Below are 21527 nucleotides of genomic sequence, written 5' to 3'. Positions count from 1 at the left end.
TTTGTGAATTTATAACTAGTAAAAACCACTAGAATTCGCGAAATCTCATCAGGCACAAGGAAGTAATTATCGTTAAACACCTGCTATAAACGCCCCCTACATTAACTATCGCCAACCGACAGCCACGAGAAAAATCGAGGATGGACGGCCTGTGCAATTAAAAAACCCGATTATTTATCAATAGAAAACTTACAGAGGAAAAAATGAAAAAGGTCATTATTGGCACTGTACTACCCACGTTAATATTCAGTTCAATGTGCTATTCCGAAACCAGCGTTTCAGGCGGAACCATTAATTTTACAGGTGCAGTGACAGATGCAACCTGTACTATCAATGGTAATAATTCTGCCGACCTTTCCGTCGTGCTCAATCCGATAAGTACCGAACAGGCAGGAACGTCAGAAGGGTTAATTGATGTTGGTAAGAAAGCATTTTCACTGGACTTCTCCAACTGTTCATCAGCAAATATAGTGAATACGGGCAATGGGGAAACACCAACGACGCCCAATCTTCAAATGCAGTTCTCATCACCTAACACCATATCTAATGATGGGAAATACCTGATCAACCAGGAAAATGATCCTCAGGGTAATCCTCGAAATGTGGGTGTCGCTATTGTTTTACAAAATACGGAAACGCAGCCTATCCCACTTAATCAGATACTGGATACCAAACTGGGAGGCACATCATCATCACCAGAAACGCTGAACTTCTATGCTAAATATTACAAAGTAGGAACTCAGCCTGCGGAGGCCGGCACGGTCAGAACGATGGTAACGTATAGCGTCACTTATCTTTAATTTTCAATAAGTCCTATTATTGAGCGATTGTTTCATGAGAATAATTTTACTGTTAACTGCATTATTACCTTTTTTGTGTCACGCGAATGTCATTATCAGTGCGACGCGTGAGATCTACCCTTCCGACAGGAAAGAGATCTCAGTTCAATTGCTCAATAACGGTTCTGACCCCTCACTGGTACAGGCATGGATTGATAATGGCGATCCTGACTCAACCCCTGAGACAGCAAAAGTACCGTTTCTGTTAATGCCACCGGTGGTAAAGGTGTCCGCGCATAGCGGGCAACAGCTAAAGGTGCGCTATATGGGTGGGAATTTGCCAGTCGATCGCGAGTCGGTTTTTTATCTTAATATACTGGATATTCCCCCCGTCCCTGAGAACCTTAAGGGAAAAAGCGTAATGCAACTGGCAATACGGTCCCGTATTAAGCTTTTTTTCCGGCCCACCGGACTGAAAGTAAAGCCTAAAAACATAATAGATAAACTGACATTTACTCATGAGAAGGATAGCATCACGCTTCATAATGCCAGCCCCTATTACTTAACATTATCAGGCGTACGAGTTAACCAGGGAGGAAATATATTAAAAAAAGGTCTGATGATGGAACCCTTTTCTCAGAAATCACTGAAAGCAAACGCACCTATTTCCAGCGAAAACTCCGTCTCCATCGTCTATATCAATGATTATGGCGCCAGCATTGAATCGCGGAAAAAATTCAGTAAAAATGCCTAAATTTAAAATAAACCGGGTCACATTACACTTGATGTTAATGTGCTCCCTCCTGTTAAAGCAACACATCTCTTATGCACTCACGTTTAACACTGATTTTTTGGCAGGGAAATCCAGCCATGCTGATTTGTCACGATTTTATACAAACAGTGATTTACCGTCAGGCAACTATGACATTGACATTTACGTCAATGGCGACTGGAAGGGGAAGTATGATGCAAAAGTAGTTAGCAGCCTAACAGACATCCGTATAAACGTTAAGGAATTCACTCGAATGGGATTAAGAAAAGTTATTGATAACCCGAAAAATGTAAAGAATGAATTCCTTAACGTTTATGCTCTTTCAACGGGAATAAAAAGCAGTTTTGATGCCAGTCAGATGAGACTGGATTTGAGTGTTCCACAGCAGGAGATGGACACAAAATGGCAGGGGTATATCGATCCTAAATTCTGGAGTGAAGGCATCCCAGGCCTGACACTCTCCTATCAGGCAAACTACTATCATTCGGCCTCTAACAATCATCAGAATGAAGATAATGGTTATATTTCATTAAATACCGGACTGAATCTGCTCAACTGGCAGCTGCGTGATAACAGCTCCTATAACTATTCACGAACGGGTAAGTCTGACTGGCAAAATAACACCCGCTATTTGCAACGAAATATCAGCACCATCAACTCCCAGTTACGTATCGGCGACAGCTATACCCCTTCTGACCTCTTTGACTCTTATCGCTTTCGTGGCGTGAGCATGGGGACAGATATCCGGATGTTTCCTGACGCGATGCAGGGATTCGCCCCCATCGTACACGGCGTGGCGCAGACCAACGCCCTGGTTAAAATCATTCAGAATGGCGTGACGATTTATCAGCAAAACGTCTCCCCGGGACCCTTTGCGATTAATGATATTTTACCAACCGGCTCCGGGGGCGATCTTAACGTTGAAGTTGACGAGGCCGATGGGCGCATTCAACGCTTTACCGTACCTTATTCCTCCGTTCCCGGCATGCTAAAACCTGGCGTTAACGTCTATAACCTGGCGATGGGCCAGGTGCGGATACCTCAGATCAGCGTTCACCCCGACTTTATACAGGGGACCTGGCGCAGGGGGATGACAAATCTCTTTACTGCCTATGCAGGAGGGATCTGGAGCAGCCACTACGGTTCAGTACTGGTAGGGACCGGGCTGAACCTGCCTGTAGGGGCACTGTCCTTTGATGTTACTCAGGCACGTCAGGCTTCATACAGACACGTGGATAGCAGTAGCGGGCAGAGTTATCGGCTTGCTTATAGCAAATTTTTCACCGATACCGGAACCAACTTTGCGCTGGCAGCTTACCGTTACTCAACCAGCGGCTTTTTGACTATGGAAGATTCGGCGCAGAGGGAAAGTAACGGCGGGAAAAACACGATTACCAATAGCGGTACCATTAATCAGAAAAACAGCTTTAACTTCAATGTGAATCAGAACCTCGGTGGCTCGGCAGGATCGCTGTTCCTATCTGGTACATTAAGGAACTATTGGGGAGAGGCAAACAGCAACAAGGAGTATCAAGTAGGCTATTCGAATACCCTCTCTAACGTCACCTTCAACGTTTCCGCCAGCCGTACCCGAAATAATGATAACCGTGAAGAGATGCGTTACTACCTTGGTTTCTCCGTCCCCTTCAGCGTATTCGACTCCCCTATCTATCTGTCGACTAACTCATCCTTCACACAGAATCACTATAGCAACAGTGATATCGGGTTGAGTGGAACCGCAGGTAAGGCCAACCAGTGGAACTATAACGTTGACGTGGCTAACAGTCGGGGCGGCAATACCACAACCAATGCCAATGTCGGCTATCGTGCCTCGGCCACTACCATGAATGCTTCATGGAGCCAGTCGTCGAACTTTAGCCAGGAAGGGCTGGGGATGACGGGAAGTCTGGTGGCATACCAGGGCGGCGTGCTGTTTGCCAATCAAGTTGGTAGCACCTTTGCCATTATTGATGCTCCTGGTGTGGCCAATGCAGCGGTTAATAGCGATGCGACCATCATCACTAACCGTCAGGGGAAAGCACTGGTTCCCTACATGTCACCTTATCGTAAGAATGCGATGACGCTGGATACCACCAATCTCGGTGATAACGTGCAGCTGCTGGGCAACCGTAAAGATGTTGTGCCTTACGCCGGGTCCATCAGCTATTTGAAATTTGAAACAGATCAGCGCAAAAGCTTCATTTTCCATGCGGTAGATCGTAACAGCGCCCCCCTACCCTTTGGGGCTCTGGTCACTGATAGCAAAAATAATGAAATTGGTTATGTCGGCCAGGGCAGCGTGGTGTTTGTCCACAGTGAAAAACTACCCGACAGGGTAATCGTTCATTTTTCCGGGGAAGACAATAGTACATGCAGCATTACCCAGCCGAAAACCAATCTGGGCAGTGATGTGAATCACTGTCACTAATCAGGGAAGAGAATAATGAAAATGCTACCGCACATCCGATGTATCAAGAGAGCGGGCAAGGTGGTTACCCTGAGTTTGATACTGTTCTTATCCTCCTGGGCAGGAGCTAACTGTATACAGAATGCCCCCGTGGATGCTCCCTTTTTGTATTACGATGCTACCAGCGCGTTAAACCTCTCGGGCAGGGCATCGTTTTCATCCACAACGGCTTATCCGGGTACTTTTAGCTGTAGCATGCCGGCATGGGGGATTATTGGTGGCAAGAACACGGTTGATAACTCAACGCCATACTCCCAGAACACGCTCTACTTAAAATTTCCCGGCGATGCTTATGTCAGCGTCAATGTCACGCAGCCCACACCGCAAGAGTTTCATCCCAAAGTGGGTACCAACAACGGTTCAGCTATTGATTCCACCTTTACCGTTAACCTGAAGCTGTTGGCCAATATTCCCACCAAAAACGTGATGGTCATTAATGGTGACATCGCCACTATCAATCCGATTGTACTTGCTCAGGACAGTACCGGGCTGACTTTCCTGCAGAATATTGCCCGGATGCTCAGCGACTTCGCCTATTTTATTTTCCACTGGAGTTGGCCAAAACATAATTACGATATTTACTACAAAGCCCTGCAGATAAGGTTCGTGAAGCGCGTGACCACCTGCAGCTTCGATGATGATAATAAAACCGTGGTGCTAAACAATATCGATATCGCCTCACTCGCCAGCGGGGCAATGAATGGGAAAAAGGCGTTTACCCTTAATTTCAGCTGTGACGGCATGAAAAATGGTATCGCCGGGCGTAATCTTCGGGCATTTATGAGCAGCAATAACCTTCTTGCATCCGATAGTACCACGCTGACCTCCCCCGTCACCGGCGGTGCAAAAGGGGTGGGTATCCGGGTGGCAAAAGCCAGCGATAATATCCCGCTCACCTTTAGTTCGTCGGAAACCACGCAGGGAAATGCCACCACGCTGTTCTCATACACCGCCAGCCAGGCATTACCTTCGCAACTATCGCTACCGATGAATGCGTGGTACTACGTCTACAACAAGCAGATGCTCTCCAGCGGTTCCGTCAGAACCACGGCCGTGGTGAATTTTGTCTATGACTAATGGATAAAAGGCGATTGCTTTTCGTACACTAAATAGATAAATATCCCTGTGTTGTTTATGGATAAACACGCGAGGATGTATGTTCTGTTTATATCAGACGCAGGATGCCGGAAGGCGGCTTTCTCCACGGGATTTTCAGTTCGTTCAGACGCCCCGTGTAGCATTCGACAATGCCCGGATTTATTATGAAATGGATTATCGGCGCTATGCGAGGCAAGACGTATCAGGCGATCTCCCGCAACGAAAATCCGCCAATAACGATCGCTTTAACCCTTCCGACAAATACTCAGGCATAAGTGGCTACGATCCTATTTATAATGCCACAGAGTGCGACCTCAATAGGGGTCGTATTATCGGCATTGATACTTCAGAACGCTGGGATGCTTTTTACCATCCATTCTATTTCGATGCAGAGAGCAATCTGGTTTATGGCGGTTCCAGGGATCTCCGCGACTCACCGTTCGAGCAGGCAGTCAGGAGAGCCTATGAACAGTGTCTGAAACGTCATCACGGCAAAAAACCCGCTCCCACCCTGAAAAAGCATTATATCGGTGACTCCGGCCAGCAATCCCCACCGGGGAAAATGCTCAACAGCAAAGCAGCCGGGCGACTGCTGGCCGCCGGTGGTGTGTATAATGGAAATGTCGCAGGATTCAGGAAAACGGCAGAGCAGCTGGGGGGCGATGCGGTTAAGGGATATGACCAGGTACTGAACGAGACGACCAAAGGCGCTGCGATTGCTGTTGCTTCGATTGCAGGGGGCTTGGGTAAAGCGAGATTAAATTCTTTAAAAGGAACAGTAAAAACTGAAAAAGCTGTTAAAACAGAAAATTACTCGTCTAAACTCGCATATTTGGTCAATGGGAAAGAGTTCGCTATTGAAGCATTATCTCAATCAGGAAGCCGAATTGATCCATCAGTTAAGTCGGGTAACCTGACGGTAGCAGGTAGAGCACTTCAGAAGCACGGAAGTCGTCCAGATAGCGCATTTCCTGTAGCCCGGGGCGCTCCCGCTAAAATGAATGAGCAGGGAAAGAAAATACTAGACTCAATCATAAAATCACCTAGTACAACTGTAAAAGAAGGTAATCGCTTTGGTGGCTTTGATATTATATCAGCCGATGGGAAGGGAAGCCGCTTCGATTCAAACGGAAGTTTTAGAGGTTTTTTGGAGCCATGATCATGGAAAACAACAGTAGATTGAAAATCATTATTGCCAGTGATGTTGACTACGAGCATCTGATTGCTGAGATATATTGCGATGATGAATATATTGCTCTTGTCCAACAAGAAGAGGGGAAGGATAAGCTCAAAATTGAGTTCTCTCCAACGATAAAGGTCCTGGACGTCGAATGGGTTCGAGATGCAATATCAAAGGCTGAACAAAAACTTGTCGGCGATGAGTATAATAAATCCGATTCCACATCGTAAAATTACATTGCAAAATCCTTAAATAGTGGCCAGAGCTACCGTCTGGCCTACAGTAAATTGTTTGCCGACACAGGAACTAACTTCACGCTTTTAGCCTTTGACCCACCGCTCAGGGCACTGCCACCCCGCTGTTTTCTTACCAGTCTATCAGCCATTAGATCAGAAACTGTCGATTCCGATGAATGCCTGGTACTACATCTATAACCGAAGCGCACTCTCCTGTGGGATCGTCAGGACAAGTGCGGTAGTGAATTTTGTTTATGATTAGATAGCAACGTTATGGATAAAAGGCGATTGCTTTTCGTACACAAAATAGATGAACATTCCTGCATTGTTTATGGATAAACAAGCGAGGATGCATGTTCTGTTTATATCAGGCACAGGATGCCGGAAGGCGACTTTCTCCACGGGATTTTCAGTTCGTTCAGACGCCCCGTGTAGCATTCGACAATGCCCGGATTTATTATGAAATGGATTATCGGCGCTATGCGAGGCAAGACGTATCAGGCGATCTCCCGCAACGAAAATCCGCCAATAACGATCGCTTTAACCCATCCAATAAGTACTCAGGCAATAGTCGCTACTATACCCAAAATAATTCGAGTTGCAGGAAGGCGGCAAGGGAAGGAATCCCGATGAGCTTACTCGAGTAAGTGATTCGGGTGACTGAGTGCAGCCAACGCACCTGCAACTTGAAGTATGACGGGTATATCCCATTTATGATGCCACTGAGCAGAGCCTCGAAAGGGGTCGGATTATCGGCATTGATACTTCAGAACGCTGGGATCCTTTTCACCATCCATTTTATTTCGATGCAGACAGCAATCTGGTTTATGGCGGTTCCAGGGATCTCCGCGACTCACCGTTCGAGCAGGCAGTCAGGAGAGCCTATGAAGAATGTCTGAAACGTCATCACGGCACAAAACCCGCCCCCACCCTGAAAAAGCATTATATCGGTGACTCCGGCCAGCAATCCCCACCGGGGAAAATGCTCAACAGCAAAGCAGCCGGGCGACTGCTGGCCGCCGGTGGTGTGTATAATGGAAATGTCGCAGGATTCAGGAAAACCGCAGAGCAGCTGGGGGGCGATGCGGTTAAGGGATATGACCAGATACTGAACGAAAAAACGTCAGGTTCAATGATTGCAGCTGCGGCGGTCCTTTTCGCTAAAACGGCCCGTAACCCACTAACACGAGGGGAATTAAGCAGCTCTTTAGTTGAGAATAACTCCCTGAGTGGTGACAAAGCCCGCAAGGCTGGCATCCTTATTCCGGGTAAGAAAATTCCAAATATTGAAACCGTTATTGTCTCTGATAGTGTCGCTTTTAGTGCCAAACAGTTAGATAAGAAGTTTAAACATGCCTCTGATTTCGGCGTGGTAACTACGAAGAAAAACGGTGATACCATCATTGAATATCAAACAGCTATCAAGTTACACTTAGATAATACAAAAACTTATGAACACGGAACATACTTGTTAGTTCCAGGATCGAAAGTGTTCTTTAATCCGAAAACTAATAACGTAGTCGTGGTTGATAAAACAGGTAATTTTGTAAGCGGGTGGAAACTTGCTCCCCAAACAAAACAGTATGAAAACTTCATGAATAACGGGACGTTAAGATGAGCCAATTACTTAAGAACTACATTGATAGTTTTATCTCTATGGATATAACTGCTGATGTCTTTGCAGACTCTTATATGACTAAGTGGAAGATAGAACGTGATACTAATTTACTTGTGCAAGATGATGATAACTTAAGCGAATTATTATCCAGCGTATTTTGCATCACTGATATGTATAACCCAGATAATGATCGTGAAGAGTACGAATTTAATGAAGATCAACTTCGACATGAAATAAATAAAATAATAACTAACTATATTAATAATTAAAAGAAAGTCCCAGCCCTCAGTGGCTGGGATTTTTACTTTAACGGTCAACCCGCAGTTCGCTTCTGCGGCTTCGCCATCACCTGAATCCCCCCAGCAGTTCGCGCTGCTTACGCGCCGAGAGCTTCGGGCAGAGCTGGCGCAGGGAAAGCGCGAAGATAATGTTAAGAAAAGCGCTGTGCAGGTTGCTGTTCGCGGTGATATTAACCAGGGCGGTAGCGTGTACGGGAGAAAAAGGCGCGTCCGGGAAAAAAGTTGTCGCCCCGGAAGGGCATCAGGAAAAATGAGCTGTGACTAATTGAAAGCACAGGGAAAAATGGTTTACGGCGTCAGGCTCCGCATCGGATAACGTTATCATCTATCAAAAGAAATGAAGACGTTAAGTGATAAAATGGCGGAACTTCTAAGTGAGTTAGAGAGATAACAATCTGAAAACGAGGAAAAGACAATCTTAGAGTACAGTGTAGGTAGTTCTATGGATAGGGATGATCTGTATGCTGAATTATCATTCAATAGCATTCAGTGGGGAGAAATCTCATTATCTGAGGACAAGAAATCCGTAAATATTATTATCTACCCCAATAATAATGATATTCTTGAGTTCAACTATGGTGAGTTTTTACATCTTGTTGAAAAAGCAAAAAATCATCTTCTCAAGCTGGAACCATTAGCTGAATAAAGAACCCTGTATAGCAAAAACAAAAACAGTGGCCGGTTTCCCGGCCACGCGATCAATTACAGCAGATCGGCAATCATCTTATCGAGTTTGCCCTGGTCGATGGCAAAGTTACGGATGCCTTCAGCCAGTTTCTGTACTGCCATTGGATCCTGGTTGTGCTGCCACAGGAACTCAGATTCGGTCATTTTAGCCGGACGGGCTTTAACTTCACCGCTGTAGGCCAGCTTACGCTCAACGCTGCCTTCAGTCTCAGCCAGCTCTTTCAGCAGGCCTGGAGAGATGGTCAGACGATCGCAACCCGCCAGCTCAATGATCTCGCCAACGTTACGGAAGCTCGCACCCATCACCACAGTCTCATAACCGTGCTGTTTGTAGTATTCGTAAATCTCGGTCACCGACACCACGCCTGGATCTTCGTTAGGCGCATATTCTTTCTTATCGGTGTTGGCTTTGTACCAGTCGAGGATACGGCCTACAAACGGAGAAATCAGGAACACACCCGCTTCTGCACAAGAACGCGCCTGCGCGAAGGAGAACAGCAGCGTCAGGTTACAGTTGATGCCTTCTTTTTCCAGCTGTTCTGCAGCACGGATACCCTGCCAGGTGGAGGCCAGTTTGATCAGGATGCGGTCGTTGCTGATACCGGCATCGTTATACAGTTTGATCAGGCTACGTGCTTTCGCGATGCTGCCTTCGGTGTCGTAAGACAGGCGGGCATCCACTTCGGTAGAGATACGGCCAGGGACCAGTTTCAGAATTTCCAGGCCGATGTTCACAGCCAACTTATCGGCAGCGTAAGACACCTGCTCTTCTTTGTTGCTGGTCTGCTCACGCGCCCATACCACCGCTTCGTCGATCAGCTTACGGTATTCAGGAATCTGTGCAGCGCTAAGGATCAGAGAAGGGTTGGTGGTTGCATCTTGCGGTTTGTAGAGTTTCATCGCTGCGATGTCGCCAGTATCAGCAACAACGGTAGTGACTTGACGCAGGGAGGATAATTTGTCCGTCATAGTTGTCATTCTCATCAAAGTTGATTTGTCAGGGTGTTGAAAATGTCTGCCCCGGATGATAGCACGCGTACCTCACCATGCAAGGGGCGTAAATCATCACGCCACAACCGGATAAAACTGCCGTCATAAAGCCCTTTTTTCTCTAGGGATTGTCCGGTCGTCATCAGTCACCAATGGCAGCGATTCGTCACCCGACCTCACTTTTTTGCTACAGTAGGCGCAGATTCTTTTTCCGATAATGAAATACAAGGACGCGAGCATGTTAATGGTAATTTCTCCGGCGAAGACGCTGGACTTTGAAAGCCCGCTGGCGACAAAACGTTATACCCAGCCCATGCTGTTGGACGAGTCGCAGAAGCTGATCGCCGTGGCGCGTCAACTCTCTCCGGCTGAGATCAGCTCGCTGATGCATATCAGTGACAAACTGGCCGTACTGAACGCTGAACGCTTTAATGACTGGCAGCCTGACTTCACCCCGGACAATGCCCGCCAGGCGATCCTTGCCTTCAAAGGTGACGTGTATACCGGATTACAGGCAGAAACCTTTAGCGAAGCCGCATTTGATTTTGCCCAGCAGCATCTGCGTATGCTCTCCGGCCTGTATGGCCTGTTGCGCCCGCTGGACCTGATGCAGGCTTATCGTCTGGAAATGGGGATTAAACTGGCCAACCCGCTAGGCAAAGACCTCTACAGCTTCTGGGGCGATAAGCTGACTCATGCGCTGAATGCCGCACTGGCAGAGCAAGGGGATTCGGTGCTGATTAACCTCGCATCCGATGAATACTTCAAAGCCGTGAAGCCGAAGCTGCTGAACGCTGAGATCGTCAAACCCGTGTTCCTCGATGAGAAGAACGGCAAGTTTAAAGTGATCAGCTTCTATGCCAAAAAGGCACGAGGACTGATGAGCCGTTACATCATTGAAAATGAGCTGACCCAGCCTGAACAGCTGAAGAAGTTTGATGTGGACGGATATGCCTTTGACGCGGATGCGAGCAAAGGGAATGAGCTGGTGTTTAAACGTCACGAGTAGGGTCAGGCACGCCTGACCCAGGGCGAGGCATGCCTCGCCCCTGCGTATCGAATTATTTCTTCAGTAAGAACTCACGCAGATCCGCAAACTCACCTTTCATGTTGTGCGACAACAGCGGCAGATCCGCGCGCTCGGCCAGCGCTTCCGGTAAAGGCAGCTTCTGATCAAGGATCGCTTCCACGCTCTCTTTAAATTTCGCTGGATGCGCCGTCCCCAGGAACAGACCAAACTCGCCGTCCTGAAGCTGATCGCGCAGCAGGCGATAAGCAATCGCCGCATGAGGCTCAGACAGATAGCCAAGGTCGGCCAGCTCGCGCATAGTGGCTTTGGTGGTTTCGTCATCAACGGCACCGTAACCCAGATCCTGCAAGCGCCAGATTTTGCGACGGAAGATCTCTTCCACTCGCGGCCAGTTATTGGGCTGGCTGACATCCATCGCATTCGACAAGGTGGCAACGGTCACGTTCGGCGCCCATTCACCATTGACGAGGAAGCGCGGCACGGTGTCATTGGCATTAGTGGCAGCAATAAAACGTTTCACTGGCAGGCCAAGTGACTTCGCCAGCAGACCAGCTGTCAGGTCGCCAAAGTTACCGCTTGGCACAGAGATCACCAGCTGATTACGTTTTTCCTGAGGCAGTTGCGCCACGGCTTCAAAGTAGTAACAAATCTGCGCCAGCAGACGGCTAATGTTGATGGAGTTTGCGGAGTTGAGGCCAATGGCCTTCTTCAGCTCTTCATCGTCAAATGCCTGCTTAACCAGTGACTGACAGGCATCGAAATCGCCGTCAATCGCGATGGTCTGAATATTGCCGCCCAGGGTGCAGAACAGCTTTTCCTGTAACGGGCTGATTTTGCCTTGAGGATAGAGGATCACCACACGCACGTTTTCCATACCGTAGAAGGCATGAGCCACAGCAGCGCCGGTATCACCCGAGGTTGCCGTCAGAATGGTGATTTTCTCATCCGCACCGCTGACATAAGAGAGCATCTGCGCCATAAAACGACCGCCGAAGTCTTTGAACGCCAGCGTCGGGCCGTGGAACAGCTCCAGCGCGGCAATATCGTCAGTGACGTCTACGACCGGTGCCGGGAAGGTGAATGCCGTTTTCAGGCGCTCATGCAGCTGATGAGCGTCGATCTCATCGCCGATAAAAGCCGACAGGATTTTGCTGCTGCGGGTCACGAAATCCATTTCCAACATCGCATCGATGTCAGTCAGTTCGAATTCAGGTAATTCCAGTGGAAAGAACAGGCCTTGCTGTTTACCCAGCCCCTGCTTCACCGCCTGGGCGAAGCTGACCTGCTCATTGTGATCCTTAAGATTATAGAGTTTCATGCGTTATCCCAGTTTGCGTGCGCCTGCCGTGTCTAAACGGCAAATATGGACGAAGCCTTCATCATTTTGCAGATAGTGCTGGCGGAGCCAGTCTGCCATACGTTGTGCGGTATCCAGCTGATTGCACACTGCAAACAGCGTTGGGCCAGAGCCAGAAATACCGCAGGCCAGTGCGCCGATATCCGCAGCGGCCTGACGGGCTTCACTGAAGCCCGGTAACAATTTGGTGCGGTACGGTTCCGCAATCACATCCTGCATCAGTTTGGCGGCCAGCAAGGGCTGCTGCGTGTGGCAGGCGTGAATAAAGCCGCCGAGATAGCGACCGTGCCGGATAATGTCCTCTTTACGATACTGCGCAGGCAGGATCGCACGGGCTTCGGCGGTGGACACTTTAATTCCCGGGTAAGCCATCACCCATAACCAGTCATCAAAGCCTGGCACTTCCTGGCTGATAATGCCGTTCTCTTCCAGCATCAACTGCATGCCGCCCAGGAAGCAAGGGGCCACATTGTCATAATGTACGCTGCCGGAAATCCGCCCTTCCAACTCGCCCATCAACGCCAGCAGCTGCGTATCATTCAGCGGTTTACCGCAGTGTTCGTTCATCGCCATCAAACCAGCCACCACCGAGCAAGCGCTGGAACCGAGGCCGGAGCCAATCGGCATATTTTTTTCCAGTGTCATCTTCACCGGCACGCGCTTGCCAATCGCTTCGCAGAAACGGTCCCAGCACTGATAAACGATATTATCCTGTGGGTTTGCCGGCAACTTGCTAACAAAACTGCCTTCATTGTGCAGACTAAATTCGTCGGCGGCTTCCACGGTCACGCAGTCGCCCAGCAGGGTGCCATCAACCGGCGACACCGCAGCCCCCAGGACGTCAAAGCCAACGCTGACGTTGCCAATTGAGGCAGGGGCATGAATTTTAACCATGATTAAACTCCCAACTTCCACGACAGAGTACGTAACAGATCGGCAAACACGCCCGCCGCGGTCACATCATTACCGGCACCGTAACCGCGCAACACCAGCGGAATCGGCTGGTAATAGCGGCTGTAGAACGCCAGCGCATTCTCACCATTTTTCACTTTATACAGCGGATCGTTACCGTCAACGGCATCGATTTTCACTTTACACGCCCCGCCCTCTTCAATCGCTCCCACGAAGCGTAATACTTTACCCGCCTCACGGGCGCTGGCAACACGCGCGGCAAACTCCGCATCCAGTTCCGGCAGGCGTGCCATAAACGTTTCCACATCCGCAATCGCCGTCAGCTCTGGTGGCAATACGGCTTCGATGTCAATATCGCTCAGCTCCAGCTGATAGCCCGCTTCACGCGCCAGGATCAGCAGCTTACGTGCCACGTCCAGCCCGGAAAGGTCTTCACGCGGATCCGGCTCGGTAAAGCCCATCTCACGCGCCATGTGGGTGGCATCGGACAGTGACACCCCCTCATCCAGTTTGCCGAAGATAAACGACAGTGAACCGGACAGAATACCGGAGAAGCTAATCAGCTCATCGCCGGCGTTAAGCAGATTTTGCAAGTTCTCGATCACCGGTAAACCGGCCCCAACGTTGGTATCGTAGAGGAACTTACGACGCGATTTCGCCGCGGCGGCACGCATTTGCTGGTAATAGTTGTACGACGAGGTATTGGCCTTTTTGTTCGGCGTCACAACGTGGAAACCGTCAGCCAGGAAATCGGCATATTGATCGGCGACCTGCTGGCTTGACGTACAGTCAACGATCACCGGGTTCAGCAGATGATACTCTTTCACCAGACGATTCAGACGACCCAGATCAAACGGCTCTTTCGCAGCTTTTAGCTGATCCTGCCAGTTGCCCAGCGGAATGCCGTGGACGTTGGTCAGCAATGCGCGCGAGTTGGCAATGCCGCATACCCGCAGATCAATATGTTTGTTCTTCAGCCAGGTTTGCTGACGATGCAACTGCTCGATCAATGCCGCCCCCACGCCACCAACACCGATGACAAAAACTTCGATCACCTGGTCAGTGGCAAACAGCATCTGATGTACCACGCGCACGCCGGTGGTCGCTTCATCGTTATCCACCACCACAGAGATCGAACGTTCGGACGACCCTTGGGCAATCGCCACAATATTGATGTTAGCGCGCGCCAGTGCAGAGAAGAATTTCGCAGAGATACCACGCAATGTGCGCATGCCGTCACCCACGACGGAGATCACAGCCAGATGCTCCATCACGTCCAGCGGCTCCAGCAGGCCGTCTTTCAATTCCAGATGGAATTCATCTTCCAGCACGCGGCGCGCACGGGCCAGATCGTTCTGTGACACACAGAAGCTGATGCTGTATTCCGAAGAGGACTGGGTGATCAGCACGACAGAGATACCGCTGCGTGACATGGCCGCAAACACGCGGGCGGCCATGCCCACCATGCCTTTCATTCCCGGGCCAGAGACGTTAAACATCGCCATATTATTCAGGTTGGTGATGCCTTTCACCGGGTTGTCCTCATCGCTGCCATCGCCACCAATCAGGGTGCCGGGTGCTTGCGGGTTGGCGGTATTTTTAATCAGGCAAGGGATTTGGAACTGGGCAATCGGGGCAATGGTACGCGGATGAAGCACTTTGGCGCCGAAGTAAGAAAGCTCCATCGCTTCCTGATAGGACATCGACTTCAGCAGTCGCGCGTCCGGCACCTGGCGCGGGTCGCAGGTATATACGCCATCGACGTCAGTCCAGATTTCACAACAATCAGCGCGCAGGCAGGCAGCCAGCACGGCCGCTGAGTAGTCGGAACCATTACGGCCCAACACCACCAGCTCACCCCGTTCGTTGCCGGCGGTGAAGCCTGCCATCAGCACCATGTTGTCTGCGGGAATCTGGCTGGCGGCAATGCGGCGAGTAGACTCAGGAATATCGACAGTGGATTCGAGATAATGACCTACGGCCAGTAGCTGTTCCACCGGGTTGATCACGCTGACGCCATAGCCGCGTGCCTGGAGCAGCCCTTCCATAATGGCGATAGAGAGCTTTTCCCCCCGGCAAATGATGGCGGCATTGACGCTATCCGGGCACTGCCCCAGTAGTGCAATACCGTGCAATACCTGCTTCAGTTGAGCGAACTCCTCATCAACGACGCCTTTAAGCTTGTCAAAAGCAAAGCCAGGCTGTGCTTCAGCCAGCCCCTGCAACAGCTCGGCGAAGATTCGCTCAGCGTCACTGATGTTAGGCAATGCATCCTGCCCGCTGATGGTTTTTTCAATCATCGCCACCAGGTGATTGGTAATCTTCGCTGGCGCGGACAATACGGTAGCAACCTGTCCCTGCTTTGCATTACTTTCCAGAATGTCAGCCACACGCAGAAAACGTTCCGCATTGGCTACCGAGGTTCCACCGAATTTCAGCACTCGCATGTTCAAGCTCTCCTGAATTTTTGCCGAAAAAAAAGCCCGCACTGTTGAGGTGCGGGCTTTTTTTTGATTTTTCCTGTATGCGTCAGCCCGCACCGTTACCTGTGGTAATGGTGGTGGTAATAATGATTGTGGTAATCAGGCTGTTTTTACGCATTGAGATTTATCTTTTATCTGTCTGTTAAATCTGTCGGCTTTCAGAATTAAAGCAAAGTGCCAGCCAAGTCAATTTTTTTATCGAATGGCCTCTTTTTCCCGGCGATGTCGTCAGACCCTTTTCGTCTTCCTTGCCGATCTGTTCTGTTACGCTATGAAAAAATGGCAGTAAATCACACCATTTTTCATGCTTCATCCAGCGTTTTTCTCTACAGCTTTTTTTCTATGTCATGCAGCAGTCGATGCAACATGGCGGTATCTCGCTGCTGAAGCAAACCGATACGTTGCTGCAACCAGTCTGCCAGCTTTTCATCCCCGGCGACGTCCAGCCGCTGCAACAAAAATTGCGCACGCAGGCGGAGCGCCGCAAGTTGTTCAACGTCCGCAGCAGGTTCCGTCTGCGCGCTCACCTGGCGCAATGCCGAGAGTTGATAGCAATAGACCATCACCGCCTGCCCCAGGTTCAGCGACGGATAATCACCCGCCATCGGAATCCCCGTCAACAAATCGGCCTGCGCCAGTTCTTCATTCGTTAAGCCGCTGTCTTCGCGCCCAAAGATCATCGCCACACTGCCTGTCCAGCGTTGCTTCTCTTCCAGTACCTGCTGCACCTCCTGCGGCGTGGCATAGTAACGGAATTTCGCGCGAGAACGTGCCGTGGTGGCAATACTAAAATCAATATCGGCTAATGCTGCCTCAAGTGATGCCCAGTGGCTGGCATTATCCAGAATGTCACCCGCCCCGTGTGCAACGCGTCTCGCTGCCGGATCAAGGTGCGCCTGGCTGTCAACAATACGCAGTTCGCTAAATCCCATGGTTTTCATGGCACGGGCCGCCGCACCGACATTTTCAGCACGCGCAGGAGAGACAAGGATAAAAGGAAAACGCATAACCACCTTCATATAGAGAGAGAAATTCACAATGTTGATGATGCCTTCCCCACAGTGGAAAAAACATCCGGCAATATTTAACATATTATCAACACCCTGGTGGGTTGATTTAAATCGCCGTAATCGAATGATAAACCTATTTTTTCTTGATAACCCACCGAAAAGCAGGCTTCATTACAATAACACCCATATTATCAACTAATTAACATTTATTAATGTGTGCCGTAACCCGACTGTTAACCCTCTGCATTAAATAGCGCTTTTTAGGAGGTATTTGTGAGCTAACCTGCCAATCTGGGAAGAGTTTTTCACAAAAGTGTTAACGTGCTACAATTGGTTTGATATAAGTCAACTAAGCGTTGTTTTATTGCGTGATGGTTGTTGCCTGTGCTGTTATGTTGCTGTTAATACAGTTAGGATATACGCCGTTTTGGCACTGCCGGGGCATGCAGGATACATCCTAATGGCTGCGCAAAACCCAAAAATCATTAAGGGTTGGCCGCGTTGTTGACGGTACATGGATTGTGTATCAAGAACATCATTCTGTACTGCTGTTGTTTTGCTACTGGCTCTTAACACCAGGTGTAGCCAGCGCCAACAGCCGTATGTCCTGTTTTCGATTTTGTTGGCAATTTTAGGTAGCGAACACATGCAGACCCCGCACATACTTATCGTTGAAGACGAATTAGTTACTCGTAATACGCTCAAAAGTATTTTTGAAGCCGAAGGCTACATGGTTTATGAAGCTACAGACGGCGCTGAAATGCACCAGATACTGACGGAAAATGACGTCAATCTGGTCATTATGGACATCAATCTGCCAGGCAAAAATGGCCTGTTACTGGCACGTGAACTGCGTGAGCAGGCAAACGTGGCACTGATGTTCCTCACCGGCCGTGATAACGAGGTCGATAAGATCCTCGGTCTTGAAATCGGCGCCGATGACTACATAACCAAACCGTTTAATCCGCGTGAGCTGACCATTCGCGCACGCAATCTGCTGTCCCGCACCATGAATCTGGCCGCGGTCAGCGAAGAGCGTAAGCTGGTTGAATCCTACCGCTTTAACGGCTGGGAACTGGACATCAACAGTCGTTCACTGGTCAGCCCGCAGGGCGAACAGTATAAGCTGCCGCGCAGCGAATTCCGCGCCATGCTGCACTTCTGTGAGAATCCAGGCAAGATTCAGACCCGTGCTGATTTGCTGAAAAAAATGACCGGACGTGAACTGAAGCCACACGATCGCACCGTCGACGTGACCATTCGCCGCATCCGTAAGCATTTTGAATCCACACCGGATACACCAGAAATCATCGCCACGATCCACGGCGAAGGTTACCGCTTCTGCGGCGATCTGCAGGATTAAGTTTTGAGGGCGAGGTATGCCTCGCCCCAACTTATTATCCCTTGCCCCAGGGGATTATCGGCACCGCACTCAGCGCATTTTTCGGCGAACCATCGACGACCTTATCGGAATAGCTCAAATAAATTAACGCATTACGATTTTTGTCGTAGAAACGTACCACCTGGAGTTTCTTGAACACCAGCGATGTCCGTTTACGAAACACCACTTCCCCTTCGGCTTTACCCTGCTTAATTTTCTCACTGAGTTCTACCGGCCCCACCTGCTGACACGAAATAGCGGCATCCGAGGTATCTTCTGCCAAACCTAAGCCCCCTTTGATTCCTCCCGTTTTCGCCCGGCTCAAATAACAGGTGACATTTTTCACGTCCGGATCGTCAAATGCTTCCACCACGATCTTATGATCGGGACCGAACATCTTAAAGACAGTATCTACAGAACCGACCTGTTCTGCCTGAAGCGTGCCGGAGCAGAGCGCTATTGAAGTGACTATTAACACTTTTTTAATTGTCATGACGTGACCATTTCAAAGAAAATAGATGACATTGTAAGGTACATGAGCAACAGTTCATGCCTTTACGATTTATCACGCGATGTTGTTTAAATCAGCGCGGATATGGGTACATTTTTCAGTTACAACCTAACAATTAGCAATTAATGCTACTATTCGTCGACTTTGCTTACCTTGCACCAATTATGAGTAACATGAGGACGATTTATGGACCAAGCCGGTATCATTCGAGATTTGCTTGTCTGGCTGGAGAGCCACCTGGACCAACCTTTATCACTGGATAATGTCGCGGCGAAGGCAGGTTATTCAAAATGGCATTTGCAAAGAATGTTCAAAGACGTCACAAGTCATGCGATTGGCGCTTATATTCGCGCCCGCCGTCTGTCGAAAGCTGCCGTAGCATTACGTTTGACGAGTCGCCCGATTCTCGATATTGCTTTGCAGTATCGTTTTGACTCTCAACAAACTTTCACCAGAGCCTTTAAGAAACAATTTGCCCAGACGCCAGCCTGGTATCGCCGGTCATCAGACTGGAATGCCTATGGGCTGCGCCCACCGATTCGCCTCGACGACGTCAGATTACCCGAACCGACCTGGGTAAGTCTGCCGGAAATCGTGCTGATTGGGCAAACCCAATCTTATACCTGCACACTGGAGCAGATTTCACGCTTCCGTGATGAGATGCGTATGCATTTCTGGCGCCAGTTCCTGACGGAGACGGATACCGTTCCGCCAGTGCTGTATGGTCTGCACCAGTCGCGCCCCAGCATGGAAAAAGACGATGAGCAGGAGATTCTTTACACCACAGCGGTCACCGCTGAGTCCATTTCCAGCCAGTTGCATTCAACGCAGACGGTCGTGCTGGAAGGAGGCGATTATGTGCAGTTCACCTATGAAGGGCCGCGTAACGGACTTCAGAACTTTGTCTTACAGATTTACGGCACCTGTATGCCAACACTGAATCTGACACGTCGTCACGGTCATGACATTGAGCGTTTCTATACCCACGGCGGTAAGAAACGTCCAGAGCCACCGGTCGACATCCATTGTGAATATCTGATCCCGATACGACGCCAGTCGTAGTCAGCAGATGATACAAAAAGGGCCGAGAATATCGGCCCTTTTTCAGGGTTAGCGCTGCAGTTCGTCGAGGGAAGTATCCTCCAGATGCGCAATATCGCCTGCAGTCTCCACCACCCAGCCAGAAGCCAGCCAGGCGCTGTGTTGGTGATCCACGCGGGAAATTGAGCAATTACGCAAGCGCAGGCGGCGTTCCGCATTCGCCGGTAAACCCAGGATCGTACTGAGCAGTACCCCCAACGCCATCCCGTGGCTGACAATCAGTGGACGGCTACCCTCAGGCAATGCCAGGCATGCATCCAGCGCCTGATGCATGCGCTGCGCCATTTCACTCATAGACTCACCCTGCGGGATGCGGCCGTTCTCCGTGCCATCCACCAGCGTCTTACGCCAGCCCTCTTCTTCAGCATTCAGTGAATCCAGCAGGCGCTCTTCCAGCACCCCCATATTCAATTCACGCAAACGAGAGTCCAGCACGACCGAACAACCACAGGCATCGGCAATGATCTCGGCGGTACGGCGGGTACGGCCCAGATCGCTGGCAATGACATGGGTAATGCCCAGCTTTTTGACGCGATCTCCTACCTGATGAGCCTGCTGCTCTCCTTTCTCAGTCAGCGCGCTGTCTGACTGCCCCTGAATGCGACGTGCCGCATTCCATAGCGTTTCTCCGTGGCGAACAAGATAGACCTGTAACATGCGATTTTCCGTTATACTGCGACAAATTTGCGTAGAGGGTTCAAACAATTATGTACCATGTTGTCGCTGCTACCATCAATCCAGCCAAAATTAAGGCAATTTCTCAAGCGTTCAGCGATATCTTCGGGGAAGGATCCTGCCATATTGAGGGTGTCGAGGTCGACAGCGGCGTTGCTGCACAACCGATCACAAACACAGAAACGCGAACTGGCGCACGTCAGCGCGTGATGAATGCTCGCCAGGTCAGACCGGAAGCCAATTTTTGGGTGGCCATTGAAGCCGGTATTGAAGATAACACTGCCTTCGCATGGATGGTGGTGGAGAATCACAAACTACGCGGCGAATCGCGTTCTGCCAGCTTCACTCTGCCTGCCATCGTGATGAAAGGTATCCATGCCGGACGTGAACTGGGCGAAGAGATGGCCCGCCTGACCGGCGTTAACGATATCAAACATAAAGGCGGTGCAATTGGTGCTTTTACTGCCGGTCGACTGACGCGTACCAGCGTTTATCACCAGGCGCTCATCCTCGCACTGTGCCCGTTTCATAACGACATCTATCAGCGCAAAGACGACGAAGAGAGCTCAGACCTTATCTGATCCACTGAGAAGCTGTGTCTCCAGCCATGTTTTCAGGGCAGGAGGCGCACTTTTCAGGCTGTTTGACCCCCGCGTAATCGTCGCAATCCCGGCTCCCAACTCGTTTTTCAGCTCCCGCTGGCTCATTGTCCCGCGCATCAACTCTTCAACAATACGCAGTCGGGTACCCAACGCCTCACGCTCGTCCGGCGTCAGCATCAATTGTAATAGCGGAAGGTGCAGTTCGCCCTGATAGGCACGTTGCAGCAGCGTGACAAAACGCAGCCAGTCTTCGCTCGCCGGGTCAGTCGTGATGGGAACAGGAGTTGGGTTGGTCATGATATTCCGCCATACTATTTAACTAGTACAGTAGCATATCAT

General features: G+C 49.8%; 22 protein-coding genes, 2 pseudogenes and 1 other annotated feature. Of the genes and pseudogenes, 15 read left to right on the top strand and 9 right to left on the bottom strand.

Features of this window, described 5'->3' with window-relative positions:
- Window positions 1-203 precede the first annotated feature (203 nt).
- The 11 genes and pseudogenes from FVB43_RS02620 (at window position 204) to FVB43_RS02580 (ending at window position 9095) form a co-directional block, all read left to right on the top strand.
- Complete coding sequence (locus FVB43_RS02620) at window positions 204-800, top strand: fimbrial protein (protein WP_133842358.1); 597 nt, start codon at window positions 204-206, stop codon at window positions 798-800.
- A gap of 34 nt (window positions 801-834) precedes the next feature.
- Entirely contained in the window at window positions 835-1533 is a 699-nt protein-coding gene (locus tag FVB43_RS02615) for a fimbrial biogenesis chaperone (RefSeq protein ID WP_167863352.1), read from the top strand.
- Window positions 1481-3979, top strand: coding sequence for a fimbria/pilus outer membrane usher protein (locus FVB43_RS02610; RefSeq protein WP_340139001.1), 2499 nt, complete (start codon window positions 1481-1483; stop codon window positions 3977-3979). The genes FVB43_RS02615 and FVB43_RS02610 overlap by 53 nt, the downstream gene beginning before the upstream one ends.
- A gap of 129 nt (window positions 3980-4108) precedes the next feature.
- Window positions 4109-5095 (top strand): fimbrial protein, encoded by a 987-nt coding sequence (locus FVB43_RS02605; RefSeq protein WP_159336871.1) that lies wholly within the window; start codon window positions 4109-4111, stop codon window positions 5093-5095.
- A gap of 79 nt (window positions 5096-5174) precedes the next feature.
- Window positions 5175-6275 carry a DUF8093 domain-containing protein gene (locus tag FVB43_RS24560; RefSeq protein ID WP_242462101.1) on the top strand — a complete coding sequence of 367 codons (1101 nt, stop codon included), beginning with the start codon at window positions 5175-5177 and terminating at the stop codon, window positions 6273-6275.
- A gap of 2 nt (window positions 6276-6277) precedes the next feature.
- Window positions 6278-6526, top strand: a complete 249-nt coding sequence (locus tag FVB43_RS02595; protein WP_133842365.1) for a hypothetical protein — start codon at window positions 6278-6280, stop codon at window positions 6524-6526.
- 715 nt (window positions 6527-7241) lie between these two features.
- Window positions 7242-7451, top strand: a pseudogene (locus tag FVB43_RS24935) (DUF8093 domain-containing protein); the annotation flags it as partial.
- Between the two features lie 60 nt (window positions 7452-7511).
- A pseudogene (locus FVB43_RS24555) lies at window positions 7512-7742 on the top strand (HNH endonuclease signature motif containing protein); the annotation flags it as partial.
- Window positions 7743-7757: 15 nt separating this feature from the next.
- A complete protein-coding gene (locus FVB43_RS24715; protein WP_241008288.1) occupies window positions 7758-8150 on the top strand; it encodes a colicin D domain-containing protein in 393 nt (130 codons plus the stop codon).
- Window positions 8147-8419: a colicin immunity domain-containing protein gene (locus tag FVB43_RS02585; protein WP_133842366.1), complete on the top strand. Its 273-nt coding sequence runs from the start codon at window positions 8147-8149 to the stop codon at window positions 8417-8419. Before FVB43_RS24715 ends, FVB43_RS02585 begins: the two co-directional genes overlap by 4 nt.
- A 472-nt stretch (window positions 8420-8891) precedes the next feature.
- Entirely contained in the window at window positions 8892-9095 is a 204-nt protein-coding gene (locus FVB43_RS02580) for a hypothetical protein (protein WP_205945497.1), read from the top strand.
- 56 nt (window positions 9096-9151) lie between these two features.
- Here the strand turns inward: FVB43_RS02580 and tal are convergent, their stop codons facing one another.
- Window positions 9152-10105: a transaldolase gene (gene tal / locus FVB43_RS02575; RefSeq protein WP_133842368.1), complete on the bottom strand. Its 954-nt coding sequence runs from the start codon at window positions 10103-10105 to the stop codon at window positions 9152-9154.
- A 259-nt stretch (window positions 10106-10364) separates the two neighbouring features.
- On the opposite strand from tal, the gene yaaA reads away from it, so the two are divergent.
- Window positions 10365-11135: a peroxide stress protein YaaA gene (gene yaaA / locus FVB43_RS02570; RefSeq protein WP_167863350.1), complete on the top strand. Its 771-nt coding sequence runs from the start codon at window positions 10365-10367 to the stop codon at window positions 11133-11135.
- Window positions 11136-11187: 52 nt separating this feature from the next.
- Here the strand turns inward: yaaA and thrC are convergent, their stop codons facing one another.
- The 5 genes from thrC to FVB43_RS02545 form a co-directional block, all read right to left on the bottom strand.
- Window positions 11188-12474, bottom strand: a complete 1287-nt coding sequence (thrC, locus tag FVB43_RS02565; RefSeq protein ID WP_133842370.1) for a threonine synthase — start codon at window positions 12472-12474, stop codon at window positions 11188-11190.
- A 3-nt stretch (window positions 12475-12477) separates the two neighbouring features.
- A complete protein-coding gene (thrB, locus tag FVB43_RS02560; protein WP_133842371.1) occupies window positions 12478-13407 on the bottom strand; it encodes a homoserine kinase in 930 nt (309 codons plus the stop codon).
- A gap of 2 nt (window positions 13408-13409) precedes the next feature.
- A complete protein-coding gene (thrA, locus tag FVB43_RS02555) occupies window positions 13410-15872 on the bottom strand; it encodes a bifunctional aspartate kinase/homoserine dehydrogenase I (RefSeq protein ID WP_167863349.1) in 2463 nt (820 codons plus the stop codon).
- Between the two features lie 25 nt (window positions 15873-15897).
- Window positions 15898-16019: a sequence feature (Thr leader region), on the bottom strand.
- Window positions 15955-16026: a thr operon leader peptide gene (gene thrL / locus FVB43_RS02550; protein ID WP_105594825.1), complete on the bottom strand. Its 72-nt coding sequence runs from the start codon at window positions 16024-16026 to the stop codon at window positions 15955-15957. Its footprint overlaps the feature before it by 65 nt.
- Window positions 16027-16234: 208 nt before the next feature.
- Window positions 16235-16915, bottom strand: coding sequence for a tRNA/rRNA methyltransferase (locus FVB43_RS02545; RefSeq protein ID WP_133842729.1), 681 nt, complete (start codon window positions 16913-16915; stop codon window positions 16235-16237).
- A 649-nt stretch (window positions 16916-17564) separates the two neighbouring features.
- On the opposite strand from FVB43_RS02545, the gene arcA reads away from it, so the two are divergent.
- Window positions 17565-18281 carry a two-component system response regulator ArcA gene (arcA, locus tag FVB43_RS02540; RefSeq protein WP_133842373.1) on the top strand — a complete coding sequence of 239 codons (717 nt, stop codon included), beginning with the start codon at window positions 17565-17567 and terminating at the stop codon, window positions 18279-18281.
- 34 nt (window positions 18282-18315) lie between these two features.
- Here arcA and creA read toward each other — a convergent pair whose 3' ends face one another.
- Window positions 18316-18792 (bottom strand): protein CreA, encoded by a 477-nt coding sequence (gene creA, locus FVB43_RS02535; RefSeq protein WP_133842374.1) that lies wholly within the window; start codon window positions 18790-18792, stop codon window positions 18316-18318.
- A gap of 204 nt (window positions 18793-18996) precedes the next feature.
- On the opposite strand from creA, the gene robA reads away from it, so the two are divergent.
- Window positions 18997-19872, top strand: a complete 876-nt coding sequence (robA, locus tag FVB43_RS02530) for an MDR efflux pump AcrAB transcriptional activator RobA (protein ID WP_133842375.1) — start codon at window positions 18997-18999, stop codon at window positions 19870-19872.
- A gap of 48 nt (window positions 19873-19920) precedes the next feature.
- Here the strand turns inward: robA and gpmB are convergent, their stop codons facing one another.
- The gene (gpmB, locus tag FVB43_RS02525; RefSeq protein WP_133842376.1) at window positions 19921-20568 is read right to left on the bottom strand and encodes a 2,3-diphosphoglycerate-dependent phosphoglycerate mutase GpmB; all 648 of its coding nucleotides are present in this window, start codon (window positions 20566-20568) and stop codon (window positions 19921-19923) included.
- Between the two features lie 50 nt (window positions 20569-20618).
- Here gpmB and yjjX point away from each other — a divergent pair, with 50 nt between their 5' ends.
- Window positions 20619-21167 carry an inosine/xanthosine triphosphatase gene (yjjX, locus tag FVB43_RS02520; RefSeq protein WP_133842377.1) on the top strand — a complete coding sequence of 183 codons (549 nt, stop codon included), beginning with the start codon at window positions 20619-20621 and terminating at the stop codon, window positions 21165-21167.
- On the opposite strand, the gene trpR is transcribed toward yjjX, so the two are convergent.
- Window positions 21153-21485, bottom strand: a complete 333-nt coding sequence (gene trpR, locus FVB43_RS02515) for a trp operon repressor (protein ID WP_133842378.1) — start codon at window positions 21483-21485, stop codon at window positions 21153-21155. The two genes, yjjX and trpR, sit on opposite strands and share 15 nt — an antisense overlap.
- Between the last annotated feature and the right edge of the window lie 42 nt (window positions 21486-21527).

The sequence above is a fragment of the Erwinia rhapontici genome, from assembly GCF_012271765.1.
Taxonomy (GTDB): domain Bacteria; phylum Pseudomonadota; class Gammaproteobacteria; order Enterobacterales; family Enterobacteriaceae; genus Erwinia; species Erwinia rhapontici.
Note: the sequence above shows the minus strand (reverse complement) of the source record. Positions and strands in the feature narration are given on the sequence as shown.

Bases quoted from the DNA above. Each gene is read 5' to 3' on its own strand.
- thrB (WP_133842371.1), bottom strand. From the start codon at position 13,407: ATGGTTAAAATTCATGCCCCTGCCTCAATTGGCAACGTCAGCGTTGGC.
- yaaA (WP_167863350.1), top strand. From the start codon at position 10,365: ATGTTAATGGTAATTTCTCCGGCGAAGACGCTGGACTTTGAAAGCCCG.
- FVB43_RS02580 (WP_205945497.1), top strand. From the start codon at position 8,892: ATGGATAGGGATGATCTGTATGCTGAATTATCATTCAATAGCATTCAG.
- FVB43_RS02610 (WP_340139001.1), top strand. From the start codon at position 1,481: ATGATTATGGCGCCAGCATTGAATCGCGGAAAAAATTCAGTAAAAATG.
- tal (WP_133842368.1), bottom strand. From the start codon at position 10,105: ATGACGGACAAATTATCCTCCCTGCGTCAAGTCACTACCGTTGTTGCT.
- thrA (WP_167863349.1), bottom strand. From the start codon at position 15,872: ATGCGAGTGCTGAAATTCGGTGGAACCTCGGTAGCCAATGCGGAACGT.
- gpmB (WP_133842376.1), bottom strand. From the start codon at position 20,568: ATGTTACAGGTCTATCTTGTTCGCCACGGAGAAACGCTATGGAATGCG.
- robA (WP_133842375.1), top strand. From the start codon at position 18,997: ATGGACCAAGCCGGTATCATTCGAGATTTGCTTGTCTGGCTGGAGAGC.
- FVB43_RS24560 (WP_242462101.1), top strand. From the start codon at position 5,175: ATGTTCTGTTTATATCAGACGCAGGATGCCGGAAGGCGGCTTTCTCCA.
- yjjX (WP_133842377.1), top strand. From the start codon at position 20,619: ATGTACCATGTTGTCGCTGCTACCATCAATCCAGCCAAAATTAAGGCA.
- FVB43_RS02620 (WP_133842358.1), top strand. From the start codon at position 204: ATGAAAAAGGTCATTATTGGCACTGTACTACCCACGTTAATATTCAGT.
- FVB43_RS02585 (WP_133842366.1), top strand. From the start codon at position 8,147: ATGAGCCAATTACTTAAGAACTACATTGATAGTTTTATCTCTATGGAT.
- FVB43_RS02595 (WP_133842365.1), top strand. From the start codon at position 6,278: ATGGAAAACAACAGTAGATTGAAAATCATTATTGCCAGTGATGTTGAC.
- creA (WP_133842374.1), bottom strand. From the start codon at position 18,792: ATGACAATTAAAAAAGTGTTAATAGTCACTTCAATAGCGCTCTGCTCC.
- arcA (WP_133842373.1), top strand. From the start codon at position 17,565: ATGCAGACCCCGCACATACTTATCGTTGAAGACGAATTAGTTACTCGT.
- FVB43_RS02545 (WP_133842729.1), bottom strand. From the start codon at position 16,915: ATGCGTTTTCCTTTTATCCTTGTCTCTCCTGCGCGTGCTGAAAATGTC.
- trpR (WP_133842378.1), bottom strand. From the start codon at position 21,485: ATGACCAACCCAACTCCTGTTCCCATCACGACTGACCCGGCGAGCGAA.
- FVB43_RS02615 (WP_167863352.1), top strand. From the start codon at position 835: ATGAGAATAATTTTACTGTTAACTGCATTATTACCTTTTTTGTGTCAC.
- thrC (WP_133842370.1), bottom strand. From the start codon at position 12,474: ATGAAACTCTATAATCTTAAGGATCACAATGAGCAGGTCAGCTTCGCC.